Annotated in this window: 24 protein-coding genes; 11 read left to right on the top strand and 13 right to left on the bottom strand. The window is 60.8% G+C overall.

Going from position 1 to position 25,475, the window contains the following annotated elements; translation table 11 throughout:
• The 3 genes from brxC to AB5758_RS04885 form a co-directional block, all read right to left on the bottom strand.
• Positions 1-2,117 (bottom strand): BREX system P-loop protein BrxC (brxC, locus tag AB5758_RS04895; RefSeq protein ID WP_368155413.1); only part of this gene is annotated, 2,117 nt, incomplete at its 3' end.
• A gap of 77 nt (positions 2,118-2,194) precedes the next feature.
• Positions 2,195-2,887 carry a DUF1788 domain-containing protein gene (locus AB5758_RS04890; protein ID WP_320678079.1) on the bottom strand — a complete coding sequence of 231 codons (693 nt, stop codon included), beginning with the start codon at positions 2,885-2,887 and terminating at the stop codon, positions 2,195-2,197.
• A 1-nt stretch (position 2,888) separates the two neighbouring features.
• Complete coding sequence (locus AB5758_RS04885) at positions 2,889-3,539, bottom strand: DUF1819 family protein (RefSeq protein ID WP_320678080.1); 651 nt, start codon at positions 3,537-3,539, stop codon at positions 2,889-2,891.
• Positions 3,540-4,183: 644 nt separating this feature from the next.
• On the opposite strand from AB5758_RS04885, the gene serC reads away from it, so the two are divergent.
• The 4 genes from serC to AB5758_RS04865 all read left to right on the top strand — a co-directional run bounded on the left by serC (position 4,184) and on the right by AB5758_RS04865 (position 8,662).
• Positions 4,184-5,308 (top strand): 3-phosphoserine/phosphohydroxythreonine transaminase, encoded by a 1,125-nt coding sequence (gene serC, locus AB5758_RS04880; protein ID WP_320678081.1) that lies wholly within the window; start codon positions 4,184-4,186, stop codon positions 5,306-5,308.
• A gap of 69 nt (positions 5,309-5,377) precedes the next feature.
• Positions 5,378-6,541: a phosphoglycerate dehydrogenase gene (locus tag AB5758_RS04875; protein ID WP_006235446.1), complete on the top strand. Its 1,164-nt coding sequence runs from the start codon at positions 5,378-5,380 to the stop codon at positions 6,539-6,541.
• 177 nt (positions 6,542-6,718) lie between these two features.
• The gene (locus tag AB5758_RS04870) at positions 6,719-7,939 is read left to right on the top strand and encodes a M20 family metallopeptidase (protein ID WP_320678082.1); all 1,221 of its coding nucleotides are present in this window, start codon (positions 6,719-6,721) and stop codon (positions 7,937-7,939) included.
• Positions 7,940-7,978: 39 nt separating this feature from the next.
• Positions 7,979-8,662: a DUF1015 family protein gene (locus AB5758_RS04865; RefSeq protein ID WP_368141217.1), complete on the top strand. Its 684-nt coding sequence runs from the start codon at positions 7,979-7,981 to the stop codon at positions 8,660-8,662.
• A 129-nt stretch (positions 8,663-8,791) separates the two neighbouring features.
• Here the strand turns inward: AB5758_RS04865 and AB5758_RS04860 are convergent, their stop codons facing one another.
• The 3 genes from AB5758_RS04860 to AB5758_RS04850 form a co-directional block, all read right to left on the bottom strand.
• Positions 8,792-9,427, bottom strand: a complete 636-nt coding sequence (locus tag AB5758_RS04860) for a histidine phosphatase family protein (RefSeq protein WP_320678084.1) — start codon at positions 9,425-9,427, stop codon at positions 8,792-8,794.
• A gap of 17 nt (positions 9,428-9,444) precedes the next feature.
• On the bottom strand, positions 9,445-9,987 hold the full coding sequence (locus AB5758_RS04855; protein WP_152067871.1) for a histidine phosphatase family protein: 543 nt from the start codon (positions 9,985-9,987) through the stop codon (positions 9,445-9,447).
• A gap of 82 nt (positions 9,988-10,069) precedes the next feature.
• Complete coding sequence (locus AB5758_RS04850; RefSeq protein ID WP_320678085.1) at positions 10,070-10,741, bottom strand: nitroreductase family protein; 672 nt, start codon at positions 10,739-10,741, stop codon at positions 10,070-10,072.
• A 264-nt stretch (positions 10,742-11,005) separates the two neighbouring features.
• On the opposite strand from AB5758_RS04850, the gene AB5758_RS04845 reads away from it, so the two are divergent.
• A complete protein-coding gene (locus tag AB5758_RS04845; RefSeq protein ID WP_035137275.1) occupies positions 11,006-11,608 on the top strand; it encodes an HdeD family acid-resistance protein in 603 nt (200 codons plus the stop codon).
• Entirely contained in the window at positions 11,609-12,091 is a 483-nt protein-coding gene (locus AB5758_RS04840) for a YaiI/YqxD family protein (protein WP_195239477.1), read from the top strand.
• 106 nt (positions 12,092-12,197) lie between these two features.
• Here the strand turns inward: AB5758_RS04840 and AB5758_RS04835 are convergent, their stop codons facing one another.
• Positions 12,198-13,286, bottom strand: a complete 1,089-nt coding sequence (locus AB5758_RS04835) for a putative manganese transporter (RefSeq protein ID WP_161115852.1) — start codon at positions 13,284-13,286, stop codon at positions 12,198-12,200.
• Between the two features lie 172 nt (positions 13,287-13,458).
• Here AB5758_RS04835 and AB5758_RS04830 point away from each other — a divergent pair, with 172 nt between their 5' ends.
• From AB5758_RS04830 to AB5758_RS04810, 5 genes are all read left to right on the top strand, one after another.
• On the top strand, positions 13,459-14,427 hold the full coding sequence (locus AB5758_RS04830) for a 3'-5' exonuclease (protein ID WP_117639708.1): 969 nt from the start codon (positions 13,459-13,461) through the stop codon (positions 14,425-14,427).
• Between the two features lie 351 nt (positions 14,428-14,778).
• Positions 14,779-15,969 (top strand): putative endonuclease domain-containing protein, encoded by a 1,191-nt coding sequence (locus AB5758_RS04825; RefSeq protein ID WP_320678086.1) that lies wholly within the window; start codon positions 14,779-14,781, stop codon positions 15,967-15,969.
• Positions 15,970-16,388: 419 nt separating this feature from the next.
• Positions 16,389-16,754, top strand: a complete 366-nt coding sequence (locus AB5758_RS04820; RefSeq protein ID WP_035137284.1) for an ArsR/SmtB family transcription factor — start codon at positions 16,389-16,391, stop codon at positions 16,752-16,754.
• Positions 16,755-16,816: 62 nt separating this feature from the next.
• Positions 16,817-17,035, top strand: a complete 219-nt coding sequence (locus tag AB5758_RS04815) for a cation transporter (RefSeq protein ID WP_035137286.1) — start codon at positions 16,817-16,819, stop codon at positions 17,033-17,035.
• Between the two features lie 100 nt (positions 17,036-17,135).
• A complete protein-coding gene (locus AB5758_RS04810) occupies positions 17,136-19,088 on the top strand; it encodes a heavy metal translocating P-type ATPase (RefSeq protein WP_320678087.1) in 1,953 nt (650 codons plus the stop codon).
• A 263-nt stretch (positions 19,089-19,351) separates the two neighbouring features.
• On the opposite strand, the gene AB5758_RS04805 is transcribed toward AB5758_RS04810, so the two are convergent.
• The 6 genes from AB5758_RS04805 to pstC all read right to left on the bottom strand — a co-directional run bounded on the left by AB5758_RS04805 (position 19,352) and on the right by pstC (position 25,466).
• Positions 19,352-19,741: a metal-dependent transcriptional regulator gene (locus AB5758_RS04805; protein WP_035137287.1), complete on the bottom strand. Its 390-nt coding sequence runs from the start codon at positions 19,739-19,741 to the stop codon at positions 19,352-19,354.
• Positions 19,742-19,928: 187 nt separating this feature from the next.
• Complete coding sequence (locus AB5758_RS04800; RefSeq protein ID WP_035137289.1) at positions 19,929-20,699, bottom strand: Cof-type HAD-IIB family hydrolase; 771 nt, start codon at positions 20,697-20,699, stop codon at positions 19,929-19,931.
• A 6-nt stretch (positions 20,700-20,705) separates the two neighbouring features.
• Positions 20,706-22,565, bottom strand: a complete 1,860-nt coding sequence (locus AB5758_RS04795) for an ABC-F family ATP-binding cassette domain-containing protein (RefSeq protein ID WP_320678088.1) — start codon at positions 22,563-22,565, stop codon at positions 20,706-20,708.
• A gap of 204 nt (positions 22,566-22,769) precedes the next feature.
• Positions 22,770-23,642: a phosphate ABC transporter ATP-binding protein PstB gene (pstB, locus tag AB5758_RS04790; RefSeq protein ID WP_199409513.1), complete on the bottom strand. Its 873-nt coding sequence runs from the start codon at positions 23,640-23,642 to the stop codon at positions 22,770-22,772.
• Complete coding sequence (gene pstA, locus AB5758_RS04785) at positions 23,639-24,565, bottom strand: phosphate ABC transporter permease PstA (protein WP_171021525.1); 927 nt, start codon at positions 24,563-24,565, stop codon at positions 23,639-23,641. Before pstA ends, pstB begins: the two co-directional genes overlap by 4 nt.
• Positions 24,558-25,466 (bottom strand): phosphate ABC transporter permease subunit PstC, encoded by a 909-nt coding sequence (pstC, locus tag AB5758_RS04780; RefSeq protein WP_368141220.1) that lies wholly within the window; start codon positions 25,464-25,466, stop codon positions 24,558-24,560. Before pstC ends, pstA begins: the two co-directional genes overlap by 8 nt.
• Between the last annotated feature and the right edge of the window lie 9 nt (positions 25,467-25,475).

Here is a 25,475-nt window from a genome sequence, read left to right as displayed (position 1 = left end):
CTCAAAAGGACATCGGCCTCTTTCTCGTTATAGGCTGCCTCGCGCATCTTGGACTCGACGATCTGGCGCGTACTCGGCTGAAGCTCCTGGAGATTTCGCGTCTTGGCGTACTTGCGGATCTTGGCGGCGTTGACGAGCGTCTCCCAATAATCCGCCTCGTCGCTCAAAGCCACGATGGCTTTGCCCGAAGAAGCCAAGGCCAGCTCGGTATCGTCCGCACGGCCCAGATCGCTCGCCATAGTCGCCACGCAAAGCTCCATGCCGCCCATGCTGGCACCGTGGATTGAGCCGTCCACATAGCGGTCAAAAGGAAAGTCGTTGGCCCCGCGGTTGAGTTTACGCGCGGTGTAGATGCTGTCGAACAGGCGCTTTTTGATAGACTCGATCACCTGCGCGTTATCGACCGGAGTGCGTGCGATCTCCTGCGCTATCTCCTGCTCCTCGTCGGTGAGGAAGCTATAGGCATCGCCCTGGCGTGCCACGTAGTTCTCGCGCTCCAGGCGGGCAAGGGACTCCTTGACGCGGTCCTTGAGGGCGCGCATGTCCACGTCGAGGCCGTCGATCATGAAGATGGAGATGTTCTCGACCGTGGCCTTAACGTAGCCGATGTAACGAATCAGGTACAGGAGCTTGAGCACCTGAACGTCGTAGGATTCAAGGCCCTTTGCGTCCTCGGCCGCACGGACCGCGCGGTCGACCACCTGGTTGATGCCGTGCTCAAGGTCTTTGGAAATAGTGTCGAAGAAGCACCAGAACGGCACGAGTGCACCGGTCTGGTCATACTGGATGGCCTGAGCGCTCTCCTGGAACGCGCTCAGCATGGAGCGCTCGCCCGTTGACATGTGCTTGGCCTTGACACCGTGCTTGCGCACCTCGGTCATCACGTCGGGCAGGAGCTTAAACTGGTAGCCCACAAACGGGTAGCTGGCCACAAAATCCTTGGAGTTGGCGTAGCCGGCAAGGTCGGAGCGCGAGCCACCCTCAAAGGTAAAGTTGTTTTTAAGCACGGCGGCGTCTTGCTCGTAGACCTGTGCAAGCATATCGGCCGTCGGCGCGGTCTTCTCGAGCACACGGCGCTGGATGACCTCGTCCACGCTGGAGCTGGAGAGCGAAAGGCGGGTATTGAAGCGGCCCTGGATCTTTGAAAAGTCGTTGCCCACGGGCAGGCTCAGGTTGTCGATGGCCTCCTGGCTCGTAACCATCACCCACACGCGGCCACCGCAGGCGGCACCCAGCTCCTCGACGACGGTCTGAAGGCTCAGCATAAGGCTTGGGTCCTTGTCGTTTGTAATAAACTGACCCACCTCGTCGACCATAAAGAGCAAACGGAAGTTGCCGCCGTGGGCCGCTGCCTGAGCGTCTACGTAGTCCTTGACCTTTTTGGCAAAGACATCAGGGGCCAAAACCTCGTCCTCAGAACCCTCGAGCCAGTTCCATGCGGCCTTTTCGCTCATGCCGAGCACGCTCTGCAGCACCTCGACGACGTCGTCCTCAAAGTAGCTGTAGGTATCGCGGGTCTGGAGCCAAGACTCGCCGTTGACGCGCTCAAAGGCCTCGCGGAACTCCCGGGTCTTGCCCAGGGAATCGATGTAGTCCTCGAGCTTTGCAAGCTTGAGGTCCTCGCCGTAGAAGCCGCGCGCCTCGTAGAACATGCGCTCAAAGCCGCGAAGCAGCGCCGTGGGAGCCGTATCACCCTGCTTCCACTGGCCCGCCTTGCTATCGATGTTAAAGAGGATGGCCTGCGTGGGCACCGAGCACGCGCGCTCCATGGCAGCCGCGACCATGGGGTCGACGATTTTGCCGTCAAAGTAGCGAATGGCGCTCATGCCACCGATCTGGCGATTCTCGAGCAGGTAGCTCAGCATCTTGAGGAAGTGCGATTTACCGGAACCGAAGAAGCCACTGATCCACACGCCGATCTTGTCGGTGGGCACATCGATGGCATCGCCGTATGCCTTGAAGAACGTGGCAAGGTGCCCTTGCAGCTCGCGCGTCACCACGTACTCGTCAAGCTCCTGGCGGATGGACCCATCTTTTGAATCCTGGACCTTGACCACGCCGTTGATGGAGCGGTTGATGTCTTTTGCAAAGAGGTCGCGAATGATAGTGTTGTCCATGGGTGCTCCTTTGGGTTTGGGAACGTATGGCAAAGGGTTGTTGCCGGCGGCAGTGCCTTGTCTGCGGGGAGCCGTGCTTACGAGATATCGATGGCGCGGTAGTAGTTGTCGGCCGGCAGACGGTTAAAGAGCTGGAAAGAAGAGCCGTTGAAACTGCCCGGATAGGCGGCGACCACAGGCACCTCATCAAAATCCGCAAGCATGCAGTGGAGAAGCGTGTGTATGCGAAAGAACGGGAAAACCTCGCCCGCGCCGGTGAGGAGAACGACGTCTCCAGGCGCGTGCGGCTCGGTCTGCTCAAGGATGTACACGGCGACTTTCTCGGGCGAGGCGAACTTGGCCACGTCCTCGAGCACGCGCTGGGTACCGCGGCGCTCCTCTTGGTGCGGGATAGCCTTGAGGACACGGCGCTTTTCGAGAATTGCCAGCACGGCGTCGTAAAGGTTCACGACCTTGAGCGTGCACGGAAGCTTGTCGGCCTCGGCATCGCGTGAAAGGGTGTCAAATAATGCACGCGCCTCAAACTCCAGCGCGGGGTCATAGCAAAAAGTGTGGAAGCCGATCTCATTGCCTATGCCCTTGTTGGCCAAAAAGTCCTCGCTGCACAGGCACTCGCGCAGAAGCTGCGCACGGCGCTCAAATTCCTGACAGGCGCGCTCGGAGCGGGCATGCGCCGCCACGACGCTCTTGCGGGAATGGATACCGATATTGGTGGTGAGATCAGTCGCCGGGGTGATAACAGGGTCGACGGCGCTTTTGACGGGAGCCACGCTACATCACCGCCCTGCCGGTAAGGGCCGCGATAAGCGACTGCTCGCCCAGCTGAACCAAGGCTCGCTCGACATCGGAATCGAGGAAGAGTGGTGACAGGCGCTCGGACTCCGGGCCCTGGCCCTCGCCGATAAGGCCGGCATGGCGGAGCGTCTGGCGGAGCGAGCCCTTAATGCGCTTGACCGTGGCCTCAGTCCAGCGGGCCGCGTCCGGATACTCCGTGGTAAAGCGTGTCATAAAGGCGTTGAGGTCAACCGCCGTAAAGGCATAATCGAAGTTTTGTAGGCGCTCCCCTACCTCGACGAGCACGAGCTCGCGCACGATATCGTAGCGGCAGATCATGCTGTAGAAGATGGCCTGGTCCGCCTGCGTGGGAGTGCCGGATGCCATGAGCCTGGTTAGGGATGACGCAGCCTCGACGGCGGTTTTGGGGTCGATGCCGCGCGCGGCGCATACGGCGTCCGTGGGCACCATGGCGTCAAGGCGGCGAAGGCACACGGTTGCGCGGTTGGCGACCATGCGCTCCGTGGGATATTGAAAGAGGTTCTCGCTCTTTACGCGTACAATGACCTGCTCGTCGCTTGCGCCCTGCATACGAAGGGCAGCGACGATGCGCATCTCATGCGGGAGGAATTGCTCGCGGGTGAGCACCCCCCCCCGAACGCTTTTTGTGGTTACATCCACAGTACACGCTCCAAGGGTGTCAAAGGCTGTCACAAGTGCGCCGCAACCCGGCAGGCAGGCGCGGCGCACATGACAATAATCATACCTGTTGGTAAAAAAGTTACCACGCCCAGAGTGTCAAATGTTGAGCAACAAAATTTAATCCGGTTAACGGTCATTTTCGCAGCTTAGAAACTTTAACGAGGTCGCCCCAAATCACACTTGCCAGACAACCGCGCTTACGAATGCAGGCACGCATACGCACAACGCCACCCTCCGCTACACTCAACATAGAGTTCTACATATGATTCTATGTAAGGAGTTTCATATGCCTGTCGTAAAGCCTATTTCTGATCAGACGCGCGCTAACTACCATTCAGGAACGCGAAGATCACATTCAACGTACCATCGCTCATGGTTATGACGACCTCACCAACGGTCGTGTGCGCCCCTGGAAACAAGCGAAGGCCGAGGCAGATCGGATGCGAGCCATCAGGTAAGGTCACCCCCCATGTAACCATCCTGTAAATCATAGCGGCGTAGTCGAGTTTTACCGTGATGCGGTCGCGCCTGGCGCTCCACTGTGCTAAAGTATCCCGAACGTTCAAACGACTACGAGGGGGAACTAGAAGATGGCACGTGTGCACAACTTCTCAGCTGGCCCGGCCGCGCTGCCTACCAGCGTGCTCGCCGAGATCGCCGACGAGATGATGGACTACCGCGGTTGTGGCATGTCCGTGCTCGAGATGAGCCATCGATCTAGCATGTACCAGCAGATTATCGACGACGCCGAGGCAACCCTGCGTCGTCTGCTGAGCATCCCCGACAACTACCGTGTCCTGTTTTTGCAGGGCGGCGCCACGCTGCAGTTTGCGGGCATCCCCATGAACCTCATGCGCCGCGGGCGCGCCGGCTACATCGTGACCGGCAACTTTGCCAACAAGGCATACAAAGAAGCCGCCAAGTACGGCGAGGCCGTGCTGCTCGCGAGCTCCAAGGACACCAATTTCGACCGCATACCCACCATGGCCGACGTCAACGCGCGCATTGCCGCCGAGGCCGCGGGCGACGGGCTCGACTACGTTTACATCTGCCAGAACAACACCATCTTTGGCACCATGTACCACGAGCTGCCCGCTTGCGGCGACGTACCGCTGGTCGCAGATGTCTCGAGCTGCTTTCTGTCGCAGCCGCTCGACGTCGAGCGCTACGGGCTCATCTACGCCGGCGCTCAGAAAAACGCCGGCGCCGCGGGCGTGACCGTGGTTATCGTGCGCGACGACCTCATCGCCGACGGCCCCGCCTTTGCGCAGACACCGCAGTACATGGACCTTAAGGCCCAGGCCGCCAAGGGCTCCATGCTCAACACGCCCAACACCTTTGGCATCTACGTGTGCGGCAAGGTGTTCCATTGGGTCGAGGAGACCGGCGGACTTGCCGCCATGGCCGAGCGCAACTGGGCCAAGGCCAACCTGCTCTACGACCTGCTCGAGCACAGCGAGCTGTTCCATGGCACCACGCAGGCCGACAGCCGCTCCATCGCCAATGTCACCTTCCGCACCGGCGACGCCGAACTCGACGCGGCCTTTGTCGCAGGCGCGGCCGAGCACCAGATTCAAAACGTCAAGGGCCATCGCCTGGTGGGCGGCATGCGCGCCAGCGTCTACAACGCCGTAACCATGGAAGACGTGCAGGCACTGGCCTCGTACATGAAGGACTTCGAAACGCAGCGTAGTTTGAGCCCGCGATCTAACTAGCCCGCAACGCGCGGGCCGACCAGCCACTTCAAACCACCTGTTTAAACCAAACCTGCTAAGGAGTTTTTCATGCGCAAGATTAAGACCATCGACGACATCACCAAGGACGGCAAAGTCGAGTTTGGCGAGGGCTACGAATTTGTGAGCACCGCCGAGGAGGCCGACGCCATCCTGATGCGCTCGACTGACCTGCACGGCTACGAGCTGCCCGAGGGCATCCGCGCCATCGCCCGCTGCGGCGCCGGCGTCAACAACATCCCCGTCGAGGAGTACGCCAAGAAGGGCGTCGTCGTCTTTAACTCCCCCGGCGCCAACAGCAACGCCGTTAAGGAGCTCGTCCTAGGCATGCTGGTGCTCTCGAGCCGCGGCGTGGTGCAATCGATGAACTGGGTGCGCGACAACGCCGACGATCCCGAGATTCAGGTCGATGCCGAGAAGGCCAAGAAGGCCTTTGTGGGCCGCGAGCTCAAGGGCAAGCGCATCGGTGTCATCGGCCTGGGCAACGTGGGCTCCAAGGTCGCCAACGCCTGCGTCGACCTGGGCATGGACGTTTACGGCTACGACCCGTTCATTTCCGTCGAGCATGCGTGGGTGCTGAGCCGCGAGGTGCAGCGTGTGGGCACGCTCGAGGATCTCTGCCGCGGCTGCGACTACCTCACCGTACACGTGCCCAGCAAGGCCGACACCATCGGCATGATCAGCACCGAGCAGATCAACCTGCTGGCCCCGGACGCCGTGCTGATCAACTACGCACGCGAGACCATCATTGACGAGGACGCCGTCGACGCTGCCCTGCGCGAGGGCAAGCTGAGCTGGTTTAGCTGCGACTTTGCCACGCCCAAGACCGTCAAGATGCCGAACACGTTTATCACCACGCACTCGGGCGCCGGCACTGGCGAGGCCGAGGCCAACTGCGCCGATATGGCCATCAGCGAGCTCAAGGATTACCTGGAGAACGGCAACATCGCACATAGCGTCAACTACCCCGCCTGCAGCATGGGCAAGGCGCGCGCCGCAAGCCGCATCGCCTGCCTGCACGCCAACGTGCCCAACATGATCGGCCAGATCACGGCCATTCTCGCCAAGGACAACGCCAACGTGCAGCGTATGACCAACGAGTCCGCTGGCGAGAACGCCTACACCATGTTCGACACCGACGAGCACCTGGACAGCAGCACCATCGAGGCGCTCAAGCAGATTCCGTCGATGTATCGCGTGCGCGTAATCAAATAGCGCCGGCTGATCTGACGGGCAGTTCCCCATGTGGCCTGCCCGTCACTGACATTGAATGCCCGCGGGGACGCCTTTCGCACGAGAGGCGCCCCCGTTTTTGTGAGCACTCCATTAAATACACCGAGCCGCTTCTTGACATACAATCTGTATATTGACCTAACTATCTGTGAGGTGCCTATGGTTGATACAGATTTTGCTTGGCGGCTTACGCAAGGACTCGTGCGGATCGACAGCTCAGACCCGGGTGCGTATGAGGACGAGATTGAGCGCTATATCAAAGCGTTGGTTGAGGAACGGGTGGCACAGCTGAGCCATCCGGTGCTCCATGCCGTGCAGGTTGAGGAACTCGAGGTGCTGCCCGGGCGCCGCAACCTTATGGTCACCGTGCCGGGACTGAGCGACGAGCCACGGCTCGTCTATATCTGCCATATGGATACCGTTACGCTGGGCGATGGCTGGGACGCGGACATTCCGCCGCTCGGAGCGATCGTGCGCAACGATAAACTCTATGGCCGCGGTGCCTGCGATATGAAGGGTGGCCTGGCCTGCGCCATTGCCGCACTGGTCCATACGCTCGAGCGCGTGGCGGCAGAAGGCGAGCTGCCCCGCCGTGGCTTCTCACTCATTTGCTCGGTCGACGAGGAGGACTTTATGCGCGGCTCAGAGGCCGCGATCGATGCCGGCTGGGTCGGCTCGCGCGAATGGGTGCTGGACACCGAACCCACCGACGGACAGATCCAGGCGGCGCACAAGGGGCGCACGTGGTTCGAGATTGAAATGGCTGGCGTAACGGCGCATGCGAGCCAGCCGTGGAAGGGCGCGGATGCCGTCGCCGCCATGGCCGAGGTCGTGTGTTCGCTCCGTCGCGCGTTTGTGGCGCTGCCCGCGCACGATGAGCTGGGGCCTTCGACCATCACGTTTGGCCAAATCGAGGGCGGATATCGCCCCTATGTCGTGCCCGACCGCGCCAAAGTCTGGGTCGACATGCGCCTGACCCCGCCGACCGATACGGCCGCCGCGACGCGCATGGTAGAGCAAGCCATCGCCGTTGCCGAAGCCGCGGTCCCCGGCTGCCATGGAAGCTACACCGTGACAGGCGACCGCCCCGCTATCGAGCGCGATCCAAGCTCTCCTCTTCTAGCCGCGCTCAAGCGTGCCGCCGATGACGTGACGGGGGCGGACACGACCGTCGGCTTCTTTACCGGCTACACCGACACCGCTGTCATTGCCGGCAAGACAGGTAACCGCAATTGCATGAGCTACGGTTCCGGGTCGCTCGCGCTCGCGCACAAGCCCAACGAATATGTGCCCCATGCCGATATCGTTCGTTGTCAGCAGGTGCTGATCGCGCTCGCCGATAACGTGCTCTGGGACGCGAGCGGCCAAGTTGGGGCATAATAAGCCGCGAACAAACCGACTCGTGCGTTAGGACCGCCCATGAAAGCACTTCCGTTTCCCTGCATCCGCCCGGCTCAGGACCGCGTGCTCGAGGCGCTGCCTGCAATGGGCAGCATCCTGAGCGGCAACGATGCTCTGCGCGGAGCCATTGCCGATGGCCTGATGCTCAAGGACCCGGGCGCGGCGTATTACGTGTACGAATGCTCGGGCGAGCCGGGGCGCGTAACAGGTGTCGTGGCGATCTGCCCGACGAGTGTACTTGCGGGCGGCAAGGGCGTTGCCAGCGCTGACGTGGCCGCCGCTGCGCACGCGATCGCCGAACTCAAAGTTCAGCCTCGTCCCGTGTCGCTCGCCTACGAGGCCTCGCCCGTCATGGATATCATCCTGGGCGCCGCCAAAGAGGGCGCGTCGCTCTACGCCGTCACCGACCCCGCGGGCATTACGCACCGCGCGTGGGAGGTCAAGCGCGAGGACGCCGTCGGGGCCATCCGCGCTATGCTCGACCAAGCACCGGAGCCAGCACTGGTCGACGACCCTACCTACGCTGCCGCGCTGGTCGGGGCATCACAGCTCCTGACCGACGATGCCCGTGCCGCCGGCACCTACACGGGCAAAGAGCCGTTCAACTTTGCCGTAGCTGTGCTCTTCCCCGCCGCGCAGGTCAGCGGCGCCGCGCCGCAGGTTCCGACAGGTCTGCTCACGCACCAGGTCGCGCGGTTCTAGCAAGACCAGACCGCCCAACACAAAAATCGGCAGTTCAACAAACAGGGGGCGGAGATGCAGCAGGTACATGCATCTCCGCCCCTTTTGCGTCGAGTGGTTATGCCGGCGACTCGTGCCGCCACGTTCGCGTTATCCGCGCTGCGGACCTGCAGTAGCCACAAGCGGTTCAAGCCCCAGCTCGCGCGCGTAATCCTCCTGCGTAAAAATCTCAATCAGCTCAAACGTACCGGCCTCGTCGTCAAACACGAAATGCAGCACCGAGCAGTTGCCCGGCACGCGTTCGCGCTCGTCGGCCGCCGCACCCCTCACGTGGTCCATGAACTCCTTGATGGCCGAGCCATGGCTTACCGCGAGCACGCACGTATGGTCCGGACGCTGCATAAGCTCGGTCAGCGTCGCCACCATGCGCTCGCGCACCTGCATCTGGCCCTCGCCGCCAAACTGGCGATAGAAGTCGCGCCACGGGCGCTCGGGCATGAGCATCACGCGCTCGGCCTCATAGTCACCAAAGAACCACTCACGCAGGCCGTCCAGGCGCTCGTACGCCAAGCCCGGCCACAAGTTGGCGATAGTCTGCTCGGTGCGATGAAGCGTGGAGGTGTAGGCATGATCGGGCTCAATGCCGCGCGCACGTAAAAACATGCCGGCGCGCGCCGCCTGGTCGCAGCCCAACTGCGTAAGCGGCGAGTCACTCCACCCCTGAATGATACGCTTGAGGTTGAATATCGTCTGTCCATGACGGACCAGATACAGATCTTTATTCATAGGGGTCCTTTCGTTCGTTACCAATCAAGGAGCGAAAACGCCCCGTCGCAATAGCCAAAATGAAGCACGGCGCCGTTGTCGGGTAGCTCCCCCTCGCCAGTCACATACTCAAGAAACTCCTGGCAGGCTGAGCCGTGGGAAACCGCCAGCACGCAGTCGTGCTGCGGCCTGGCCATGATGCGGGACAGCGCCGCGACCATGCGCGACTGAAGCTCACTTTCCGACTCGCCACCAAAGGCAACCGGATAATCACCCCAGGGCTGCGGCGGCATCTCGCGATTTGATGTGCCCTCCAGCGAGCCAAAATGCCACTCACGCAGGTCATCGACCAGCTCTATGGAACGGCCCTCGCCAACGATAAGCTCGGCCGTATGCCGCGCCCGGCCCAACGGCGAGGAATACACATGATCAAAGGCCACGCCACGCGCCGCAAACGCCGTACGCGCCGTCAGCGCCTGCTCGCGCCCGCGCGCCGTAAGCGACGAATCGTGCCAGCCCTGCAAAATGCTCTGCACATTGAGCTCAGTCTGCCCATGCCGAACCAAATACAGATCTGCCACACACCCTCCCCTCGTACCACCACAAAGGGGACAGGCACCTTTGTGGTGGTTTACCGCCGGATCACACCGCGGTGACACTCAACTACACCAGCACGTCGGCGAGCGAACGCTTGGGTACGTGGTGCACCTGCGCCTCGTCGCGCCAATAATTGATGGAGCCGTCGGGGTTGGAATCGATCGCATCGATCACCTGTGTCTCGGCCGGAACGCCAAACGCCATGATCAGCTTGAGCTCATATTTGTCGTTATCGAGCCCCATGGCATCGATCGCGCGGGGCGTAAAGGCCTTGAACATGCAGGCTGCCACCTCGGGCGAGGCGCTGCGGGCGGCGAGCATCATCGTCTGCGCGGCAATGCCCGTGTCGACCTCGGTAATGGGAGCGGCGGGCTTGCCCGGAACGGCGCGCTCGGCCAGAATCGCGATGTAGCCGGTCGGGCGCTCACCCTCATCGGGGCCCGGCCAATCCTTGAGCGCACCGGCCCATGCAAGCTCGTCAAATACACGCGCGCAGTCCTCTGCACCGCTTACCACATGAAAACGCAGACGCTGAGCATTGGCGCCACAGGGAGCCAGGTGCGCCAGTTCCGCCAGCTCGAGCAAAAACTCGCGCGGCACGCGCATGGACTCGTCAAAGCGGCGGCACGTGCGAGCGCGGCGAACCAACGCATCGAACGCATCCAGGCCGAGCTTTTCGCAACCTTGCTTTGCCATCGATTCGACACTCGACGGTGCCTCGGGAACTGCTTCGTTCATAGGGACCCCCAATACAAGCCAATTGTCCTTAGGAGAATCTAACCTAAAACCTAGGCAATTACATACAGCGGCGTAATGTTCTACAATTGTTGATTAATCCTCACTGGAGCGGGAACAAAAGTAACAATTCGGGAATGTGGGGCGGCAATTCGTCCTTCCCGCCCCATGCATCGGCGCCCTTGGGCGATACTTGTTGCAGCACTTTTGGCGTACGCCGCACGGAGAGCAATGAACGCGACGTGCACCGCACGGAAAGGAGACATTATGGGCATCTTTAAGAATGATGACCAAAAATCGAGCCAGTTTGGATTTGACGAGAAAAGCATGGCAGGCAAGGCCGTCAAGGCCGTGCGCTGGATTTACGCCATCACGGGCGTCTTGGCGCTCGTCGCCGGCATCGCACTGCTGTTTGCGCCTGCCAAGTCCCTCGTCTTCCTAACGACCGTCTTGGGCTTCTACTTTGTGATCACGGCCGCGATCAGGCTGTTTACCGCTGTTTTCGAGCCACTGCTGCCCACCGGCTGGCGCGTGACGAGCATCATCTCCAACCTACTCATTATCTTGGGCGGCGTCATAATCCTGCGCAACCAGGCCTTCTCGACCGCGACGCTCACCACGATGGTGGTTATCGTGGCCGGCTTTGGCTGGATCGTCGAAGGTGTCATGTCCATTCTGGAGTCCGAGCTTTCGTCCAACCGTGCCCTCGCCATCCTGAGCGGCGCACTCTCCATCATCGCCGGCATGTTCGTGTTTATCTATCCGCTGTGGTCGGCCAAGATGCTCGTCATCTTTAGCGGCGCCGCACTGCTGGTGTTTGGCGTAACGCTGATTGTTCGCGCTATTCAATTTGGCAAACTGGTGCACTAGATGCCGCGAACGCTCTTTATTGATGCAGACGCCTGCCCGGTCACGCGCGAGTCGATTGACTGCGCGCGGCGGGCGGGCGTTGCCGTCGTTATCGCCGGCAACAGCACGCAGAACCTGGAACGCCACATTCGCCGCAACGATCCGCGCGACGTCGAGCATGCGCGACGCGGATTTTGGGTCACGACGCTCGATGTGAGCGTGGGCGCCGACAGCGCCGACTTTGCCATTGTCGAACGCCTGCAGGCGGGCGACGTAGTCGTGACGCAGGACATTGGCTTGGCGAGCATGGTGCTCGGGCGCGATGCCGCCGCCATCGGCGTGCGCGGGCGCGTCTACGATAAGGCGACCATCGACATGCAACTGTTTATTCGCCACGAGGAAAAGAAGGTGCGCCGCGCCGGCGGTCGCACTCGCGGTCCGGCGGCATTTACCAGCGAAGACCGGGCCCGCTTTAAGCGCAACCTCACCGAGCTGCTGCGCTAACCAAGGTAGATTTTCGGGACATGCCTAAAAATCTACCTTTTTGTTTTGGCAGCGGGGAATGCCCTGGTCACAGGGGTAGATCGTAAGACATGTCCCAATAATCTACTTAAAGGCCAACGGCGGATAGGATGAGGCCCCAGCCGGCACCGATGACGTACATCATGATCAGGAACAGGACGTTTTCGCGGGCGCTGCGGTTGGTGCGGAACAGCACCAGGTAGCCCACACCAGCAGAGATGAGCGTGCCGGCGAGCATCGGGGCCAGCTGCAGCGCGCCTTCCAGGTACAGTTGTGTGATGACGACGCTGGCCGAGCAGTTGGGAATCAGGCCGACAAGCGCCGAACCCAGGACGGCGAGCGTCTCGTTGCCACGCAGGAACTGCTCGATCGCGGACTCGCCGAAGGTCTCGAGCACGGCGACCAGAATCAGCGTCACCAGAAAAATGAATACCGATACCTGCACGGTGTGCGAGATGGCGCTGCGAATAATCGACAGGAGGGGCGCGCCCTCGTGAGAGCGGGAGTGACCGTGGCCATCATGGTGTTCATGCTCGTCCTCATGACCGTGATCGTGGCCATGTCCGTGTTCGTGCTCGTCCTCGTCTTCATCGCAACCGCAATGGTCGCGCTCGCACAGCTCATGGATGTGATCGGCGCTCACGCCCGCCTCGGCCACCTCGTCGATGATGTCACCGCCAGTGTGGTCGTCGTGCGCGCAGTTCACGTGGGCCGGGTTGGCCGCGGTTCCCAGCACGGTACGGCGAATCGCCGCATGCGCGCGAGCGTTACGACGCAGGCCGCGAATGGCGGCGTCCACGATAAAGCCCGTGACCAGCGCGATCAGTGCTTTCGAAGCCAAAAGCATCGCCATGGTCTGCACGGGCACCTGCTCGGCGAGCAACAGCGGCAGCATCTCATCGGAGGTCGAAAGGAACACCGCCACCAACGTGCCCAAGGTCACGACGCGACCGGCGTACAGTGTGGCCGCCATTGCCGAAAAGCCGCACTGCGGCACCATGCCCAGCAACGAGCCAACCACGGGACCCGCGGCGCCGGCGCGCTTGATGGCCCCGTTAACGCGGTCACCCGCGACGTGCTCCAAGGTCTCGAGAGCCAGATACGTCACCAACAAGAATGGCACCAGCGAGAGCGTGTCCTTGCCGGCGTCAAGCAGAATATCAATCAGCAAATCCATGACGGATGGAACCTTTCGTGTCTTTCGGCAGCATTGTAAAAGTCCTAGCGGTCAACTAGGGTATTGTAGTTGTCCTAGGCGCGATGCCAATAGTTGCCCATGGTAAACTATCATCTCGCCACATCTCAATGAACCCGAGCCGCGCGGTGCGGCCCGTCCAAGGAGCAGTTATATGAACGTTTCACAAGCACTCGAATACGAGCGCCAGCCGTTTATTCCCATGTTTATCTATGGCGATCACGGCGCCATGGAGTCCGAGCGCCAGAAGGGCGAGGAGGCCCTCAAGGTGCTCGAAACCGAGTACTTTACCGCCGAGGGCGACCCCAGCTTCGACTTTGCCACCGTGCGCGACCTGGCCGACCGCAACCGCGACCTGTGCGACCAGATTGGCGAGGCACGCCTGCGCAACGTGACGCCCGCGACGCTTTCGCGCGGCCTGTCCGATGCCGACACCTGCGCCGCCATCGGTAAGATGCAAAAGCGCACCGCCGCGTCGGTCATGCGCGAGATCCGCGGCGACCGCGACGCGCTCGGCGTGGCCTACGCCCGCAAGCCCATCCAGGGCACCGTGCTCGGTATCGACATCGAGACCACCGGCCGTGCACCCGAGCGCGGCTATATCATCAACGTGGGCTGGGAGATCATGGATCTCACCAGCGACGCCGTGCCGCATGACGCCGAGGCACACTACTGTGGCCTGCCCGACATCTACCGCGGCGAGGATGTGCCGTTGTCGAATATCCACCACATCACCTGGGACGACATTGACGGCAAAAAGCCGTTCCGCGAGAACAAGGAATTGCAGAAGCAGCTGCTCAAGCTTATGAAGAAATACCCGTACATGGCGCATAACGCCGCGTTCGAGGACAGCTGGTTCAAAATTCATCTGGACGGTTACGCCGAGGCACGCCGCGCCGGCAAGATTATCGTCATCGACTCGCGCCAGATCTGCCGCAGCCTGGATGCCGACGTGCGCTCGCTCCCCCGCGAGTCCGCGCCCGCCGCGCTCGAGAACTGGGCCCGCCGCCGCGGCACCCTCGCCGCCGACGCCAACGAGCAGCACCTGGGCCTCGACGACACCGACCTCATGCTCCGCACCGTCCAAGCCGAGTTCAACCTCAAGAACCTGTTTGCCAAGTAGAAACGTCTACGACAAACTCCGACGTAGATCACGAGCGGCCTCGCAGCGGGAAACCCCGCAGCGGGGCCGCCCTACGTTCCACAGATAGATCTGCCATCACAAATTCTGAACCCTCATTTTGAACGATTTCGACCAATTCCCAACACGCAATTCGTTGTCGGATGGTGATACATCGATATCAAATGTGCAGCAATTGAGTATTTATATGCTATAGCTAAGCTGCGAAAACTTTTATTTAGGGCATACCAACTCATAATTGCGTCAAGCTTTTGGACAGCATTTGGTTAGACCTCTAAAACGGCTTTTCCACTCAGCGCCGTCAACACGGCATTAGCTGACACGATATATATCATGAGTATCGTATTGTCACATACCACTGCAAAAGCGGTCTACCAGGCCGCGCATTCGGTGTCTGCGAAAGGCATCGAGTCCTGTAACCCTGCCGCGATTTACGGATCATGTCCCACCGGAACGCTCCTTGACGCAGCCGCAGAATGGCTCACCAAACATGATGTTTCCCTCGACGCGAATGATTCCCTCGAGGTGATGGTGTTTGATCGCAGGAATGCGCGCCATGCAATGAACTGTCAATGCCACGTTTCTTCAAAACGATTCTCGAACTCACGCTTTATAGAGCTTGAAGATGGCATCTTCATTGTTGGCGTTGAGCTTTGCGCACTTCAGGCCGCCACCTATCTTCCTTTTCGCGAACTGGTGGAGTACTACTTTGAACTATGCGGCGCTTATTCCCTTGGAACCGACTCTCCCACCTCCTATACCGAGCGTTTCGCGCTCACCTCGACCGAGAGATTGAAACAGTTCTTTAATTCCATTACCAGATGCGACGGTCTGGCTCTTGCCCGAAAGGCGATCCAATGTGTGCGCGACGGATGCCGGTCTCCTATGGAAACAGCCTTTGTCATGATGCTAACGCTGCCCAAAAGCGAAGGAGGGCTTGGTATTAAGGGAATTGAGACCGATTACGAGGTACAGGTCACCGCTGCCGCAAAGAATCTCACGAGACGCAAAAAGTTCTTTATGGATGCGTATCTAAAGAAATCTCGCACAGACATTGAATACAACGGTTTTTATCATGACGCGGAAGAAGACCGCGCCATCGATGAGGAGCGCAAGAATGCACTTGCGTCCATGGGGTACGGAATCATCACCGTCAGTCGTTATTCCTTTATGCATGCCAGCTCTTTCGTTAGGGTCATGGAAGCAATCCAGCGGAAAGAGGGCGTACGCCCCTCGCGTCTGCCAAAAGACTTTCAAATCATGCAAGAGGACCTGAGACAGTTTGTGCTCAGAAGGTTTATAGAAGAGAAAAAGCGAATTCAGAAGCAGCTTCGCCAGGATTCCGAAGAGCGTCAACGAATCGACCTCGAAAAAGCAACGCTCGAAGGCATCACGCTGGATGACCCGACAATTAATGAAGTTCCGGCAATCGATGACATGCAGACTGTCGAATCCGACAGCCCATCATTTGCCCAAACAAGCAGCCTCGCGCCCGAGGGCAGGGTCTTCGGGGCCGGAGACTAGGCCGGCTAACAAGGTGGGTACCCTAGCGACGTGCAAAATTGCGAGTATTCAGCAGAGCCGGGTGTCTATCACCCTCGAGTGGATCCAAATGTGAAGCGAAATCACTCTTGCGTGAGAGCGTTAGGCAACATTTGAGGAAGAACTCATCGGATTAACACCCTAAGATAACTCTTGAACTGCATTATATGGCCTGCAATAAATTAACAGACCCCCTATCGTTGCAGAATACTCCAATTTTTGCACGGCTCAGGGGCACCCACCCCGGCATCGGCTATCAAAACCGCTCAGTCCGGGATCTCGTCCACTATTCCCCATCATTTTGTACAACGAATTACCTGAACGTCATTGACATATGAACATGCACTCATATAATCGAAAGTAAATTATATGAGCGCATGTTCATATGAAAGGATATTGCAATGAGCATCCGCGTTGATGAAACGAAACTCGACATCGAGGCCACCGAACCCGCGATCCCGACCACCTGCTCGCCCGAGGACCTTCCCGACGAGGAGCTTCTCTACGACCTCGCCGACCTGTTCAAGGTCTTCAGCGACACCACGCGCATCAAGATCCTCTATGCCCTCATGGGCCGCGAGCTCTGCGTGGCAGACATCGCCGAAGCGACCGAAACCTCGCAGTCCGCGGTGTCGCACCAGCTGCGCACACTCAAGCAGTCGCACCTGGTTAAATTCCGGCGCGACGGGCGCAATATCCTCTACTCGCTCGCCGACGACCACGTCTACACCATGCTCAACCAAGGCATGAGCCACATCTGCGAATAGCGACCAACCACGGTACCAGCGCGGCCTGCACCCAAGCCGCAAATACAGAGAAAGGAACCCCCATGAAAAAGCAGTTCAAGCTCGACGAAATCGACTGCGCCAACTGTGCGCGCGAGCTTCAGGACGAGCTGGCCAAGCTCGAGGGCGTCAAATCCGTGTCCGTCAACTTCATGACCCAAAAATTGACGCTCGAAGCCGATGACGCCGAGTTCGACGAGGTACTCAACCGCGTTGTAGAGTTTACGGCCGACGCCGAGCCGGACTGCGAGATCATTCTCTAGCCCGGGTTTACGCCAACCTGCAAGGCCGCGCTTGCCGCGGCCTTTGCTCGCGAAATTATATGAGCGAGTGTTCATTCATTCAAATGGGAGGATACGAGTCATGACCACCGCCGATCCCAAAAAGAAAAAGAAGAAGCGTAAGAAGAAAGAGTCCCTTGAGCATAAGCGCAACCGCATCGTGGTAGCGCTGGGCATTTTTGCCGTGGTGTACGCCCTCGATGAGTTCGGCACCCTCACCGCCGCATTCGGTACCCCGGGCGACATCTACGCCAGCTTTATGCTGTTCCTCATACCGTTTTTGATTGCCGGCTACGACGTGCTGCAAAAGGCATTCAATAACATCCGCCGCGGCAAGGCCTTCGACGAGAGTTTCCTTATGGCCGTCGCGACCATCGGCGCGTTTGCCATGGTGCTCTTCCCCGATACCGACCCGCACATGGCCGAAGGCGCCGCCGTCATGCTGTTCTACCAGGTCGGCGAGCTGTTCCAGGCATACGCCGTGGGCAAGAGCCGTAAATCGATCAGCGCCATGATGGACATAGCACCCGACTACGCCAACGTCGAGCAACCCGACGGCTCACTCGAACAGGTCTTCCCCGATGACATCGCGGTCGGCACCGTGATCGTGGTCAAGCCCGGCGAGCGCGTGCCCATCGACGGCGTCATCGTCGAGGGCGAAACCCAGCTCGACACCGCCGCCCTTACCGGTGAGTCGGTCCCCCGCCCGGCCAAAACCGGAGACGATATCATCAGCGGCTGCATCAACATGACGGGGCTCATCCACGTGCGCACCACCAAGCCCTTTGGCGAGTCCACCGTCGCACGCGTCCTGGAGCTCGTGGAGAATGCCAGCGAAAAGAAGGCACGCACCGAGAACTTCATCACGCGCTTTGCCCGCATCTACACGCCCGCCGTCACCGGCGCTGCCGCGGTGCTCGCGCTCGGCGGTGGCCTGGTCACCGGTGCCTGGTCCGACTGGATTCTGCGCGGCCTGACCTTCTTGGTCGTCAGCTGCCCGTGCGCGTTGGTGATCAGCGTGCCGCTCAGTTTCTTTGGCGGCATCGGCGGCGCGTCCAAGCTGGGCGTTCTCATCAAGGGTTCTAACTACCTCGAGACGCTCGCCGACGTGGACACCGTCGTCTTTGACAAGACGGGCACCCTCACCAACGGCACGTTCTCGGTGGTCGCGGTACACCCCGAGGCAGGCTATACCGAGCAATCGCTGCTTGAAGTCGCAGCCCTTGCTGAGTCGTTCTCCGATCACCCCATCGCGCAGTCCGTACGTGTCGCCTACCAGGGCGAGGTCGACCCCAAGCGCGTAAGCGACTCCACCAACGACGCGGGCCATGGCGTGACGGCAACCATCGACGGCAAGCACGTCGTCGTTGGCAACGCAAAGATGCTCGCCGCGGCCGGAGTCGAAGCGCCCGATTGCGAGGTCGTCGGAACGATTCTGCATGTGCTCGTTGACGGCGTGTACGCCGGCCACATCGTGATTGCAGACACCGTCAAGGCCGATGCTGAGCAAACGATTCGCGACCTGCACGCCGCCGGTGTCAAGCGCACCGTCATGCTCACGGGCGACCGCGAGGAGGTTGCGGCGTCTGTGGTCAAGCAACTCAGTCTCGACGAGTTCCACGCGCAGCTGCTGCCGGGCGATAAGGTCGAGCGCGTCGAGGCGCTGCTTGCAACCGAGAGTGGCAAGGGCAAGCTCGCCTTTGTGGGCGACGGCATCAACGATGCGCCCGTGCTTACGCGCGCCGATGTGGGCATTGCCATGGGCGCTATGGGTTCTGACGCTGCGATCGAGGCCGCCGATGTCGTGCTCATGGACGACAAGCCGTCCAACATTTCCCGCGCGATCCGCGTGGCACGCAAGACCATGACGATCGTCTGGCAGAACATCATCTTTGCGCTGGGCGTTAAGCTGCTGATCCTTGTGCTGGCAGCGCTGGGCATCGCCAACATGTGGCTTGCCGTGTTCGGCGACGTAGGCGTGGCGATCATCGCCATCCTGAACGCCATGCGCGCGATGGGTGTCAAGAACTTGTAGCGTTCGTGGGCTGTCCGGCCGGGGCCGGGCTTGGTTTTGAAAACGTCCTCGACCAATGAAGTGCCCCCGTTCTGCTCCTTCGGAGCTACGAACGGGGGCACTTCTGGTCTGCGGAATGTTTTCAAAACCAAGCCCGGCCCCGGCCTGCGGTAACGTTGCTGGCGGTTCTTGGGCATCGCTTGCTGGTGGGGTTCCTTGTCTGAGTTGGACTTAGTTGGTGGGACCACTCATCTCGGTCGCTGTCCCGCGCCGCTGCGGGAGTGCTAGTCGGTCATTATTGGCGCCGAAGCACCGTCCCGTCCCAGCATCGCCCTCAGCTTCTCGAAGCTTTCCTCGCTTAGGCAGTGCTCCATGTGGCAGCCCTCTTGCGACGCGACCTCAGCCGAAACACCCGCATCCTCCAGCAGCCCCACGAAAAAGCAGTGACGCTCCCACATTTGACGAGCGACCTCCAGACCACGCTCCGTCAGATGAACATCTCGCTTGCCCATTTCGACGTAGCCGTTGTTCTCCAACGTCGCCATAGCTTTTGAAACGCTTGCCTTAGTTACGCCAAGGTACTCTGCAACATCAATCGAGCGCACGATGCCCTGACGTTGCGACAGAACGTAGATCGATTCGAGATAGTCTTCTCCGGATTCACGTAGGGCCATGGGCCGCCTTTCGCAATGATTGCTAGTTAGCCTTTGGATACTTTCCACGGCTAACTTTACCGCAAAAGTTGCCCATGTCTTACTACTTTGCCTAAAAGTTAGCCGCGTTTCACAAAACGTGCGGGACGAAAACAAAATGGGGACGCCCCGCAAGGAATGTCCCCAGGTGCCAGGTGCCGGCCCGCAGCTACACGAGTCCAAAGTGCTTCGCAGCGTTGTAGATGCCGTCGTCGTCCACGGCAGTCGTCACATAGGTCGCTGCAGCTTTCACCGTGTCCTGCGCGTTGCCCATGGCCACACTTGTGCCCACGGCCGAGAACATCGACAGGTCGTTCTCGCCGTCGCCAAAGGCAATCGCCTCGCTCGCGTCGATACCAAGCCGCTCGAGCGTCGCCGCCACGCCCAGGTCCTTGCCGCCGTTAGCGGGAATAATGTCGCAGAACAGGTCGCACCAGCGCGTGGTGAGCGAATGCGACACGGCGTCGGTCACGATATGTTCGTCGGCCGGGTCCACAAAGGCGCAGAACTGGTAGACCGGTGCGTCAAAGGCGTGCTCAAACGGCTCCTCGTGGTAGACGATTCCCGCGTTGCTGCCAGCCGTCACCACGCGCTCGGACAGGCGGTTCACAAACGAGTTCTCGCCCTGCATGCACAGCGAGTCGTAGCGCCCCTGCGCCACCTGGTCCACAATCACCGCGACGTCGTCCGGATCGATCGGACAGCTGCGGTAAACCCCCTCGGCATCAAAGCAGTGCTGACCCGAGAGCGTAATGTACGCATCCCAACCCAGGTCGAACAGCCAGTCCGGTATCTGGTAGGTCGGGCGACCCGTGGCGATCACGCACGCAATCCCCTGCTCGTGAAAGCTATCGAGCACCTGCTGCGCCGACGCCGGAATCCGGTGCGTCTTAAAGCTCAGCAGCGTGCCGTCGATATCGAAAAATGCGGCCTTGATCATCCTCGTCTACTCCTCGCCCTCGAGCTTTTCGCTCGCCTCGAGCCACGCCATCTCCAGCTCGTCCATGGCGGCGTGAGCCTCGTCGATCTTTGCCTGCTGCTCGCCGAGCGCCGTGTAGTTGGTGGGATCGACTTGGGCCATTGCTGCCTCGGCCTCCTCAACGCGGGTGCGCTGCGTCTCCATCTTGCGCTCGAGCGAACTCACCTCGCGGCGGAGCTTCTGGCGCTCGGCGTTGGACAGGCCGTTGGGCTGACCGCTCGACTTGGGCTTTTCGGCCGCAGCTGCCGCGGCACCGGTGTCGAACGTGCCGGTCTTGGCGCTCGGCGCGCCCACGGGCTCGCCCTCGGCGGTAGCGTTGCACAGGCGCAGGTACTGGTCCACGCCACCGGGCATATGCGTCAGGTGGCCGTCGAGCAGCGCCCACTGCTGGTCGGTCACGCGCTCCATCAAAAAGCGGTCGTGCGTCACCAGGATCAGCGTGCCGGGCCAGCCGTCCAGCAGGTCCTCGACAATCGCGAGCATGTCGGTATCCAGGTCGTTGCCCGGCTCGTCCAGGATGAGCACGTTGGGCTCGTCCAGAATCGTCAGCAACAGCGACAGGCGACGGCGCTGGCCGCCCGAAAGATCGCCGATGCGGCTCCAGAGCTGCTGCGTCGTAAAGCCCAGGCGCTCGCAAAGCTTCTCGGGCGAAGTCTCCTTGCCGTCGATGACGTAGTACTTCTTATAGTGGCTGAGCACCTCGCGGATCGTGTCGCCCATGTAGGGCTCGAGCTCCTCGAGCTGCTGCGACAACACACCAAAGCGCACCGTCTGGCCAATCTTTACACGGCCGCGCAGGGGCGCGATCTTGCCCTGAATCACGTCGAGCAGTGTCGACTTGCCGGCGCCGTTCTCGCCCAAAAGACCATAGCGGTCGCCCGCGCCGATGAGCCAGGTCACATCGGTGAGCACCTGCTTGGGCGCGCCGTCGGTATCGGCATAGCCGGCGTCCACGTCGACCACATCGATAACCTGCTTGCCCAGGCGGCTCACGGCCAGGCGCTTGAGCTCCAGCTCGTCACGCACGGGCGGCACGTCGGCGATCAGCTCACGAGCGGCATCCACGCGAAACTTGGGCTTGGTGGAACGAGCCTGGGCACCGCGGCTCAGCCACGCGAGCTCCTTGCGCGCCATGTTGCGACGGCGCTCCTCGGTAACGGCGGCCATGCGGTCGCGCTCCACGCGCTGCAGGATGTATGCCGAATAGCCGCCCTCGAAGGGATCGACCTGGCCGTCGTGGACCTCCCACATGCTAGTGCAGACCTCGTCCAAGAACCAGCGGTCGTGCGTGACCACGAGCATGGCACCCTGGCCGCGCTGCCAGCGGGCCTTTAAGTGACGCGCGAGCCAGTTGATGGTGCGCATATCCAGGTGGTTGGTGGGCTCGTCGAGCATGAGCACGTCGTAATCGCCGATCAGCAAGCGCGCGAGGTCCACGCGACGGCGCTGACCGCCCGAAAGCTCGCCCACCGTGCCCTCCCAGGGCACATCGCTGATGAGGCCGGCGAGGATCTGGCGCGTGCGGGGGCTCGACGCCCACTCGTACTCGGGGGCGTCGCCCACAACGGCATGATGCACGGTATCAGTATCGACCAGGTTGTCCTTTTGGCCGAGCAGACCGATCGTCGTGCCGCGGCGGTGCGTCACGCGTCCGTCGTCGGGCTCCAGCGTGCCAGCGAGCACGCTCAGCAGCGTCGACTTGCCGTCGCCGTTTTTACCGACAATACCAATGCGGTCGCCCTCGCCCACGCCGAGCGTCACGCTATCGAAAATATGCTTGGTGGGAAACTCTAGGCTGACGGAATCGCATCCCAAAAGAATCGCCATATGCCCTGCTCCTTCGTAGAAATTCAACGTTGTCCATGATAGCAGCGAGCCCCACCCCAAACCACCACGAAGGCGCCTGTCCCCTTTGTGGTGGTCGTTTCGGTCGCAGAGTAAAAGGCGGGCCATCTCCCACAAGAGATGACCCGCCTCTCCAATCAGTCCCGTGGCAACCGTGGCCGCCGCGGGCCTCAAGCATGTCCCGGACTAGGAGAACATGCCGGTGAGGTAATCATTCAGCCGCTTATCCTTGGGCCGTTGGAAAATCTCGTCAGTCTCGTCGTACTCGACCATATCGCCCATGTAGAAGAACGCCGTGCGGTTGGACACGCGCGACGCCTGCTCCATGTTGTGCGTCACGATAACGATGGCGCGGTCGGCCACGATCGACGACATAAGGTCCTCGATCGCCAGCGTCGAGATGGGGTCGAGCGCCGAGCAGGGCTCGTCGAACAGAATCACGTCGGGGTTGAGCGCCAGCGTGCGCGCGATGCACAGACGCTGCTGCTGGCCGCCCGAAAGCGCGTAGGCGCTCTTGTCGAGCTTGTCTTTGACCTCGTCCCAAAGCGCCGCGCCGCGCAGGCTTTCCTCGACCATGCGGTCGAGCTCGTCGCGGTCGGTGATGCCGTGGCGCTTAGGCGCAAACGTGATGTTGTCGCGAATGGACTTGCGGAACGGGTTGGGCTGCTGGAACACCATGCCAATGGAACGGCGCAGCTCGTAGGTGTTTTCGGTCTTGGTGTTCACGTTGCGCCCGCGATAGTTGATCTCGCCCTCCACGCGGCAGCCGCGAATCTCGCGATTCATGAGGTTGAGGCTACGCAAGAAGGTCGACTTACCGCAGCCCGAAGGCCCGATGAGCGCCGTGATCTCGCCCTTGTGAAAGTCGAGCGACGTATTGTGCAGTGCATGGTGGTCGCCATAGTACACGTTGACGTCCTTGGTGGAGAGCACGACCTCGTCGCTCACGGCCTTGCCGCTCGCGCGCACGCGCTTCTCGCTCTCCCCCACGCTCGACAAAAAGTCCTGGGTCTCGGACGATGCCGCCTCAGTTGCGGGCGTTGCATTTATCTCGCTCATTCGGCCGTCATCTTCCTTGCCAGTTGTTTGCCCACGATACGGGCGACTACGTTAAACAGCAGCACGCAAATCATCAGCAGCGCCGCGGTGCCCCAAACGATCTGCTGGGCCTCGGGGCTGCCCTCGCCATAGATCTTGTAGATGTGCACGGCGAGCGACTCACCGGGGCGGAACACGTTCCAGGCGCAGGTGGGGCTCGACAGGTTAAAGCTCAAGAAGTTCAGACGCACCGGCGAGCTCATGCCCGAGGTAAAGAGCAGCGCCGCGGCCTCGCCAAAGACGCGGCCGGCCGAAAGCACGATGCCGGTCACGATGGCGGGCATGGCCTCGGGAATCAGGATGTGCAGCGTGGCCTCCCAGCGGGTAAGGCCCATGGCCAGGCATGCATCGCGCTGGGCCTGTGGCACGTCCTCGAGCGCCTGCTGAATCACGCGCACCAGAATGGGGATATTGAACATGGTGAGCGCGACGGCGCCGGAGATGATGGAGTACTTCCAGCCCAGCTGCACCGAGAACACCAGGAAGCCAAACATGCCGACGACGATGGAAGGCAGCGAGGACAGCGTCTCGATGGCGGTAGAGGCGATGTCGCGGATAGGGCCGTTCGGCGCGTACTCAACCAGGAAGACCGCTCCGCCTAGGCTGATGGGCACCGAGATGATCAGAGTGATCAGCAGCAGGTAGAACGAGTCGAACAGCTGGTAGAGCACGCCGCCCTGCGTTCCGTTGGCGCGCGACGGCTCTGTGAGAAAGCCCGGCTGGAACAGCGTCGAGATGCCCTCGAACAGGATATAGGCCACCATGGAGATGACGATGAGCATGACGATGGCGACGATCGCCGTCAGCACGCCCGTGGCGATGCGATCCTGCTTTTGGACACGCCCGAGCCTCGCCTCGTCGATGTGGATGCGCGTGCTAGCCACGAGCCTTCGCCCCCTTGCGGCCAATGAGATGGATGATCAGGATGAAGATGAGGCTCATGCCCATCAGCAGCAGACCGAGTGCCCACAGGACGTCGTCCTGGGCCGAGCCCTCGGCGTAGACCGCCATGGACGTGGTGAGCGTGGTGGTGATGGTCGAAGCCGGCGACAGCAGCGACGTCGGCATGGCCTCGATGCCGCCGATGACCATGCGCACGGCGAGCGTCTCGCCAAAGGCGCGGGTCATGCCCAAGATAACCGCGGTCATGAGCGACGGCATGGCGGACTTGAGCACCACGTGCCAGATGGTCTGCCAGCGGGTGTAGCCCAGCGCGAGCGAGCCCTGTCGGTAGCCGTCGGGCACGGTGCGCAGGCCATCGACCGAAAGCGTGGTCATCGTCGGCAGAATCATGACCGCCAGCACGATGGCGCCGGGCAAGATGCCCAGGCCCGTGCTCACATGGAAAACACTCTTCATAAGGCCGACAACCACGTGAAAGCCGATCAAGCCAAAGACGACCGAGGGAATGCCGGTCAAAAGCTCAATAAGCGGCTGAAAGATCTTGGAACCAAACTTAGGCTGGATCTCGACCGCAAAGATGGCAGAGCCGATGGCGATGGGCAGCGCGATGAGCGTGGAGAGCACCATGACTGCAAACGAGGTGACGATCAGGGGCAGGGCGCCGGTATAAGGCAGGCCGTTTTCGGCCGTGTTGGCCAGGTCCCACTTGGTGCCGGTAAAGAACTCGACGACCGAGACGCCGTCCTTGATAAAAGCCGAGAGGCCCTTTTGGGCGACCATAAAGATGAGCGCGGCAACGACAAGCGTCACGAGCGCTACGCACGCGCCCGTGACGCTCAGGCCCACGTTCTCAAGGTCGCGCTTTGGCAGCTGTTTTGCCATTGCAAACCT

Source organism: Collinsella aerofaciens (assembly GCF_040926405.1).
Lineage (GTDB): Bacteria > Actinomycetota > Coriobacteriia > Coriobacteriales > Coriobacteriaceae > Collinsella.
This window is presented reverse-complemented; position numbering and strand designations above follow the sequence as displayed.

Excerpts from the sequence above, each read along its gene's own strand:
- serC (WP_320678081.1), top strand. The coding sequence starts at position 4,184 with ATGGCACGTGTGCACAACTTCTCAGCTGGCCCGGCCGCGCTGCCTACC.
- AB5758_RS04875 (WP_006235446.1), top strand. The coding sequence starts at position 5,378 with ATGCGCAAGATTAAGACCATCGACGACATCACCAAGGACGGCAAAGTC.
- AB5758_RS04870 (WP_320678082.1), top strand. The coding sequence starts at position 6,719 with ATGGTTGATACAGATTTTGCTTGGCGGCTTACGCAAGGACTCGTGCGG.
- AB5758_RS04865 (WP_368141217.1), top strand. The coding sequence starts at position 7,979 with ATGAAAGCACTTCCGTTTCCCTGCATCCGCCCGGCTCAGGACCGCGTG.
- AB5758_RS04860 (WP_320678084.1), bottom strand. The coding sequence starts at position 9,427 with ATGAATAAAGATCTGTATCTGGTCCGTCATGGACAGACGATATTCAAC.
- AB5758_RS04850 (WP_320678085.1), bottom strand. The coding sequence starts at position 10,741 with ATGAACGAAGCAGTTCCCGAGGCACCGTCGAGTGTCGAATCGATGGCA.
- AB5758_RS04845 (WP_035137275.1), top strand. The coding sequence starts at position 11,006 with ATGGGCATCTTTAAGAATGATGACCAAAAATCGAGCCAGTTTGGATTT.
- AB5758_RS04840 (WP_195239477.1), top strand. The coding sequence starts at position 11,609 with ATGCCGCGAACGCTCTTTATTGATGCAGACGCCTGCCCGGTCACGCGC.
- AB5758_RS04835 (WP_161115852.1), bottom strand. The coding sequence starts at position 13,286 with ATGGATTTGCTGATTGATATTCTGCTTGACGCCGGCAAGGACACGCTC.
- AB5758_RS04830 (WP_117639708.1), top strand. The coding sequence starts at position 13,459 with ATGAACGTTTCACAAGCACTCGAATACGAGCGCCAGCCGTTTATTCCC.
- AB5758_RS04825 (WP_320678086.1), top strand. The coding sequence starts at position 14,779 with ATGAGTATCGTATTGTCACATACCACTGCAAAAGCGGTCTACCAGGCC.
- AB5758_RS04820 (WP_035137284.1), top strand. The coding sequence starts at position 16,389 with ATGAGCATCCGCGTTGATGAAACGAAACTCGACATCGAGGCCACCGAA.
- AB5758_RS04815 (WP_035137286.1), top strand. The coding sequence starts at position 16,817 with ATGAAAAAGCAGTTCAAGCTCGACGAAATCGACTGCGCCAACTGTGCG.
- AB5758_RS04810 (WP_320678087.1), top strand. The coding sequence starts at position 17,136 with ATGACCACCGCCGATCCCAAAAAGAAAAAGAAGAAGCGTAAGAAGAAA.
- AB5758_RS04805 (WP_035137287.1), bottom strand. The coding sequence starts at position 19,741 with ATGGCCCTACGTGAATCCGGAGAAGACTATCTCGAATCGATCTACGTT.
- AB5758_RS04800 (WP_035137289.1), bottom strand. The coding sequence starts at position 20,699 with ATGATCAAGGCCGCATTTTTCGATATCGACGGCACGCTGCTGAGCTTT.
- AB5758_RS04795 (WP_320678088.1), bottom strand. The coding sequence starts at position 22,565 with ATGGCGATTCTTTTGGGATGCGATTCCGTCAGCCTAGAGTTTCCCACC.
- pstB (WP_199409513.1), bottom strand. The coding sequence starts at position 23,642 with ATGAGCGAGATAAATGCAACGCCCGCAACTGAGGCGGCATCGTCCGAG.
- pstC (WP_368141220.1), bottom strand. The coding sequence starts at position 25,466 with ATGGCAAAACAGCTGCCAAAGCGCGACCTTGAGAACGTGGGCCTGAGC.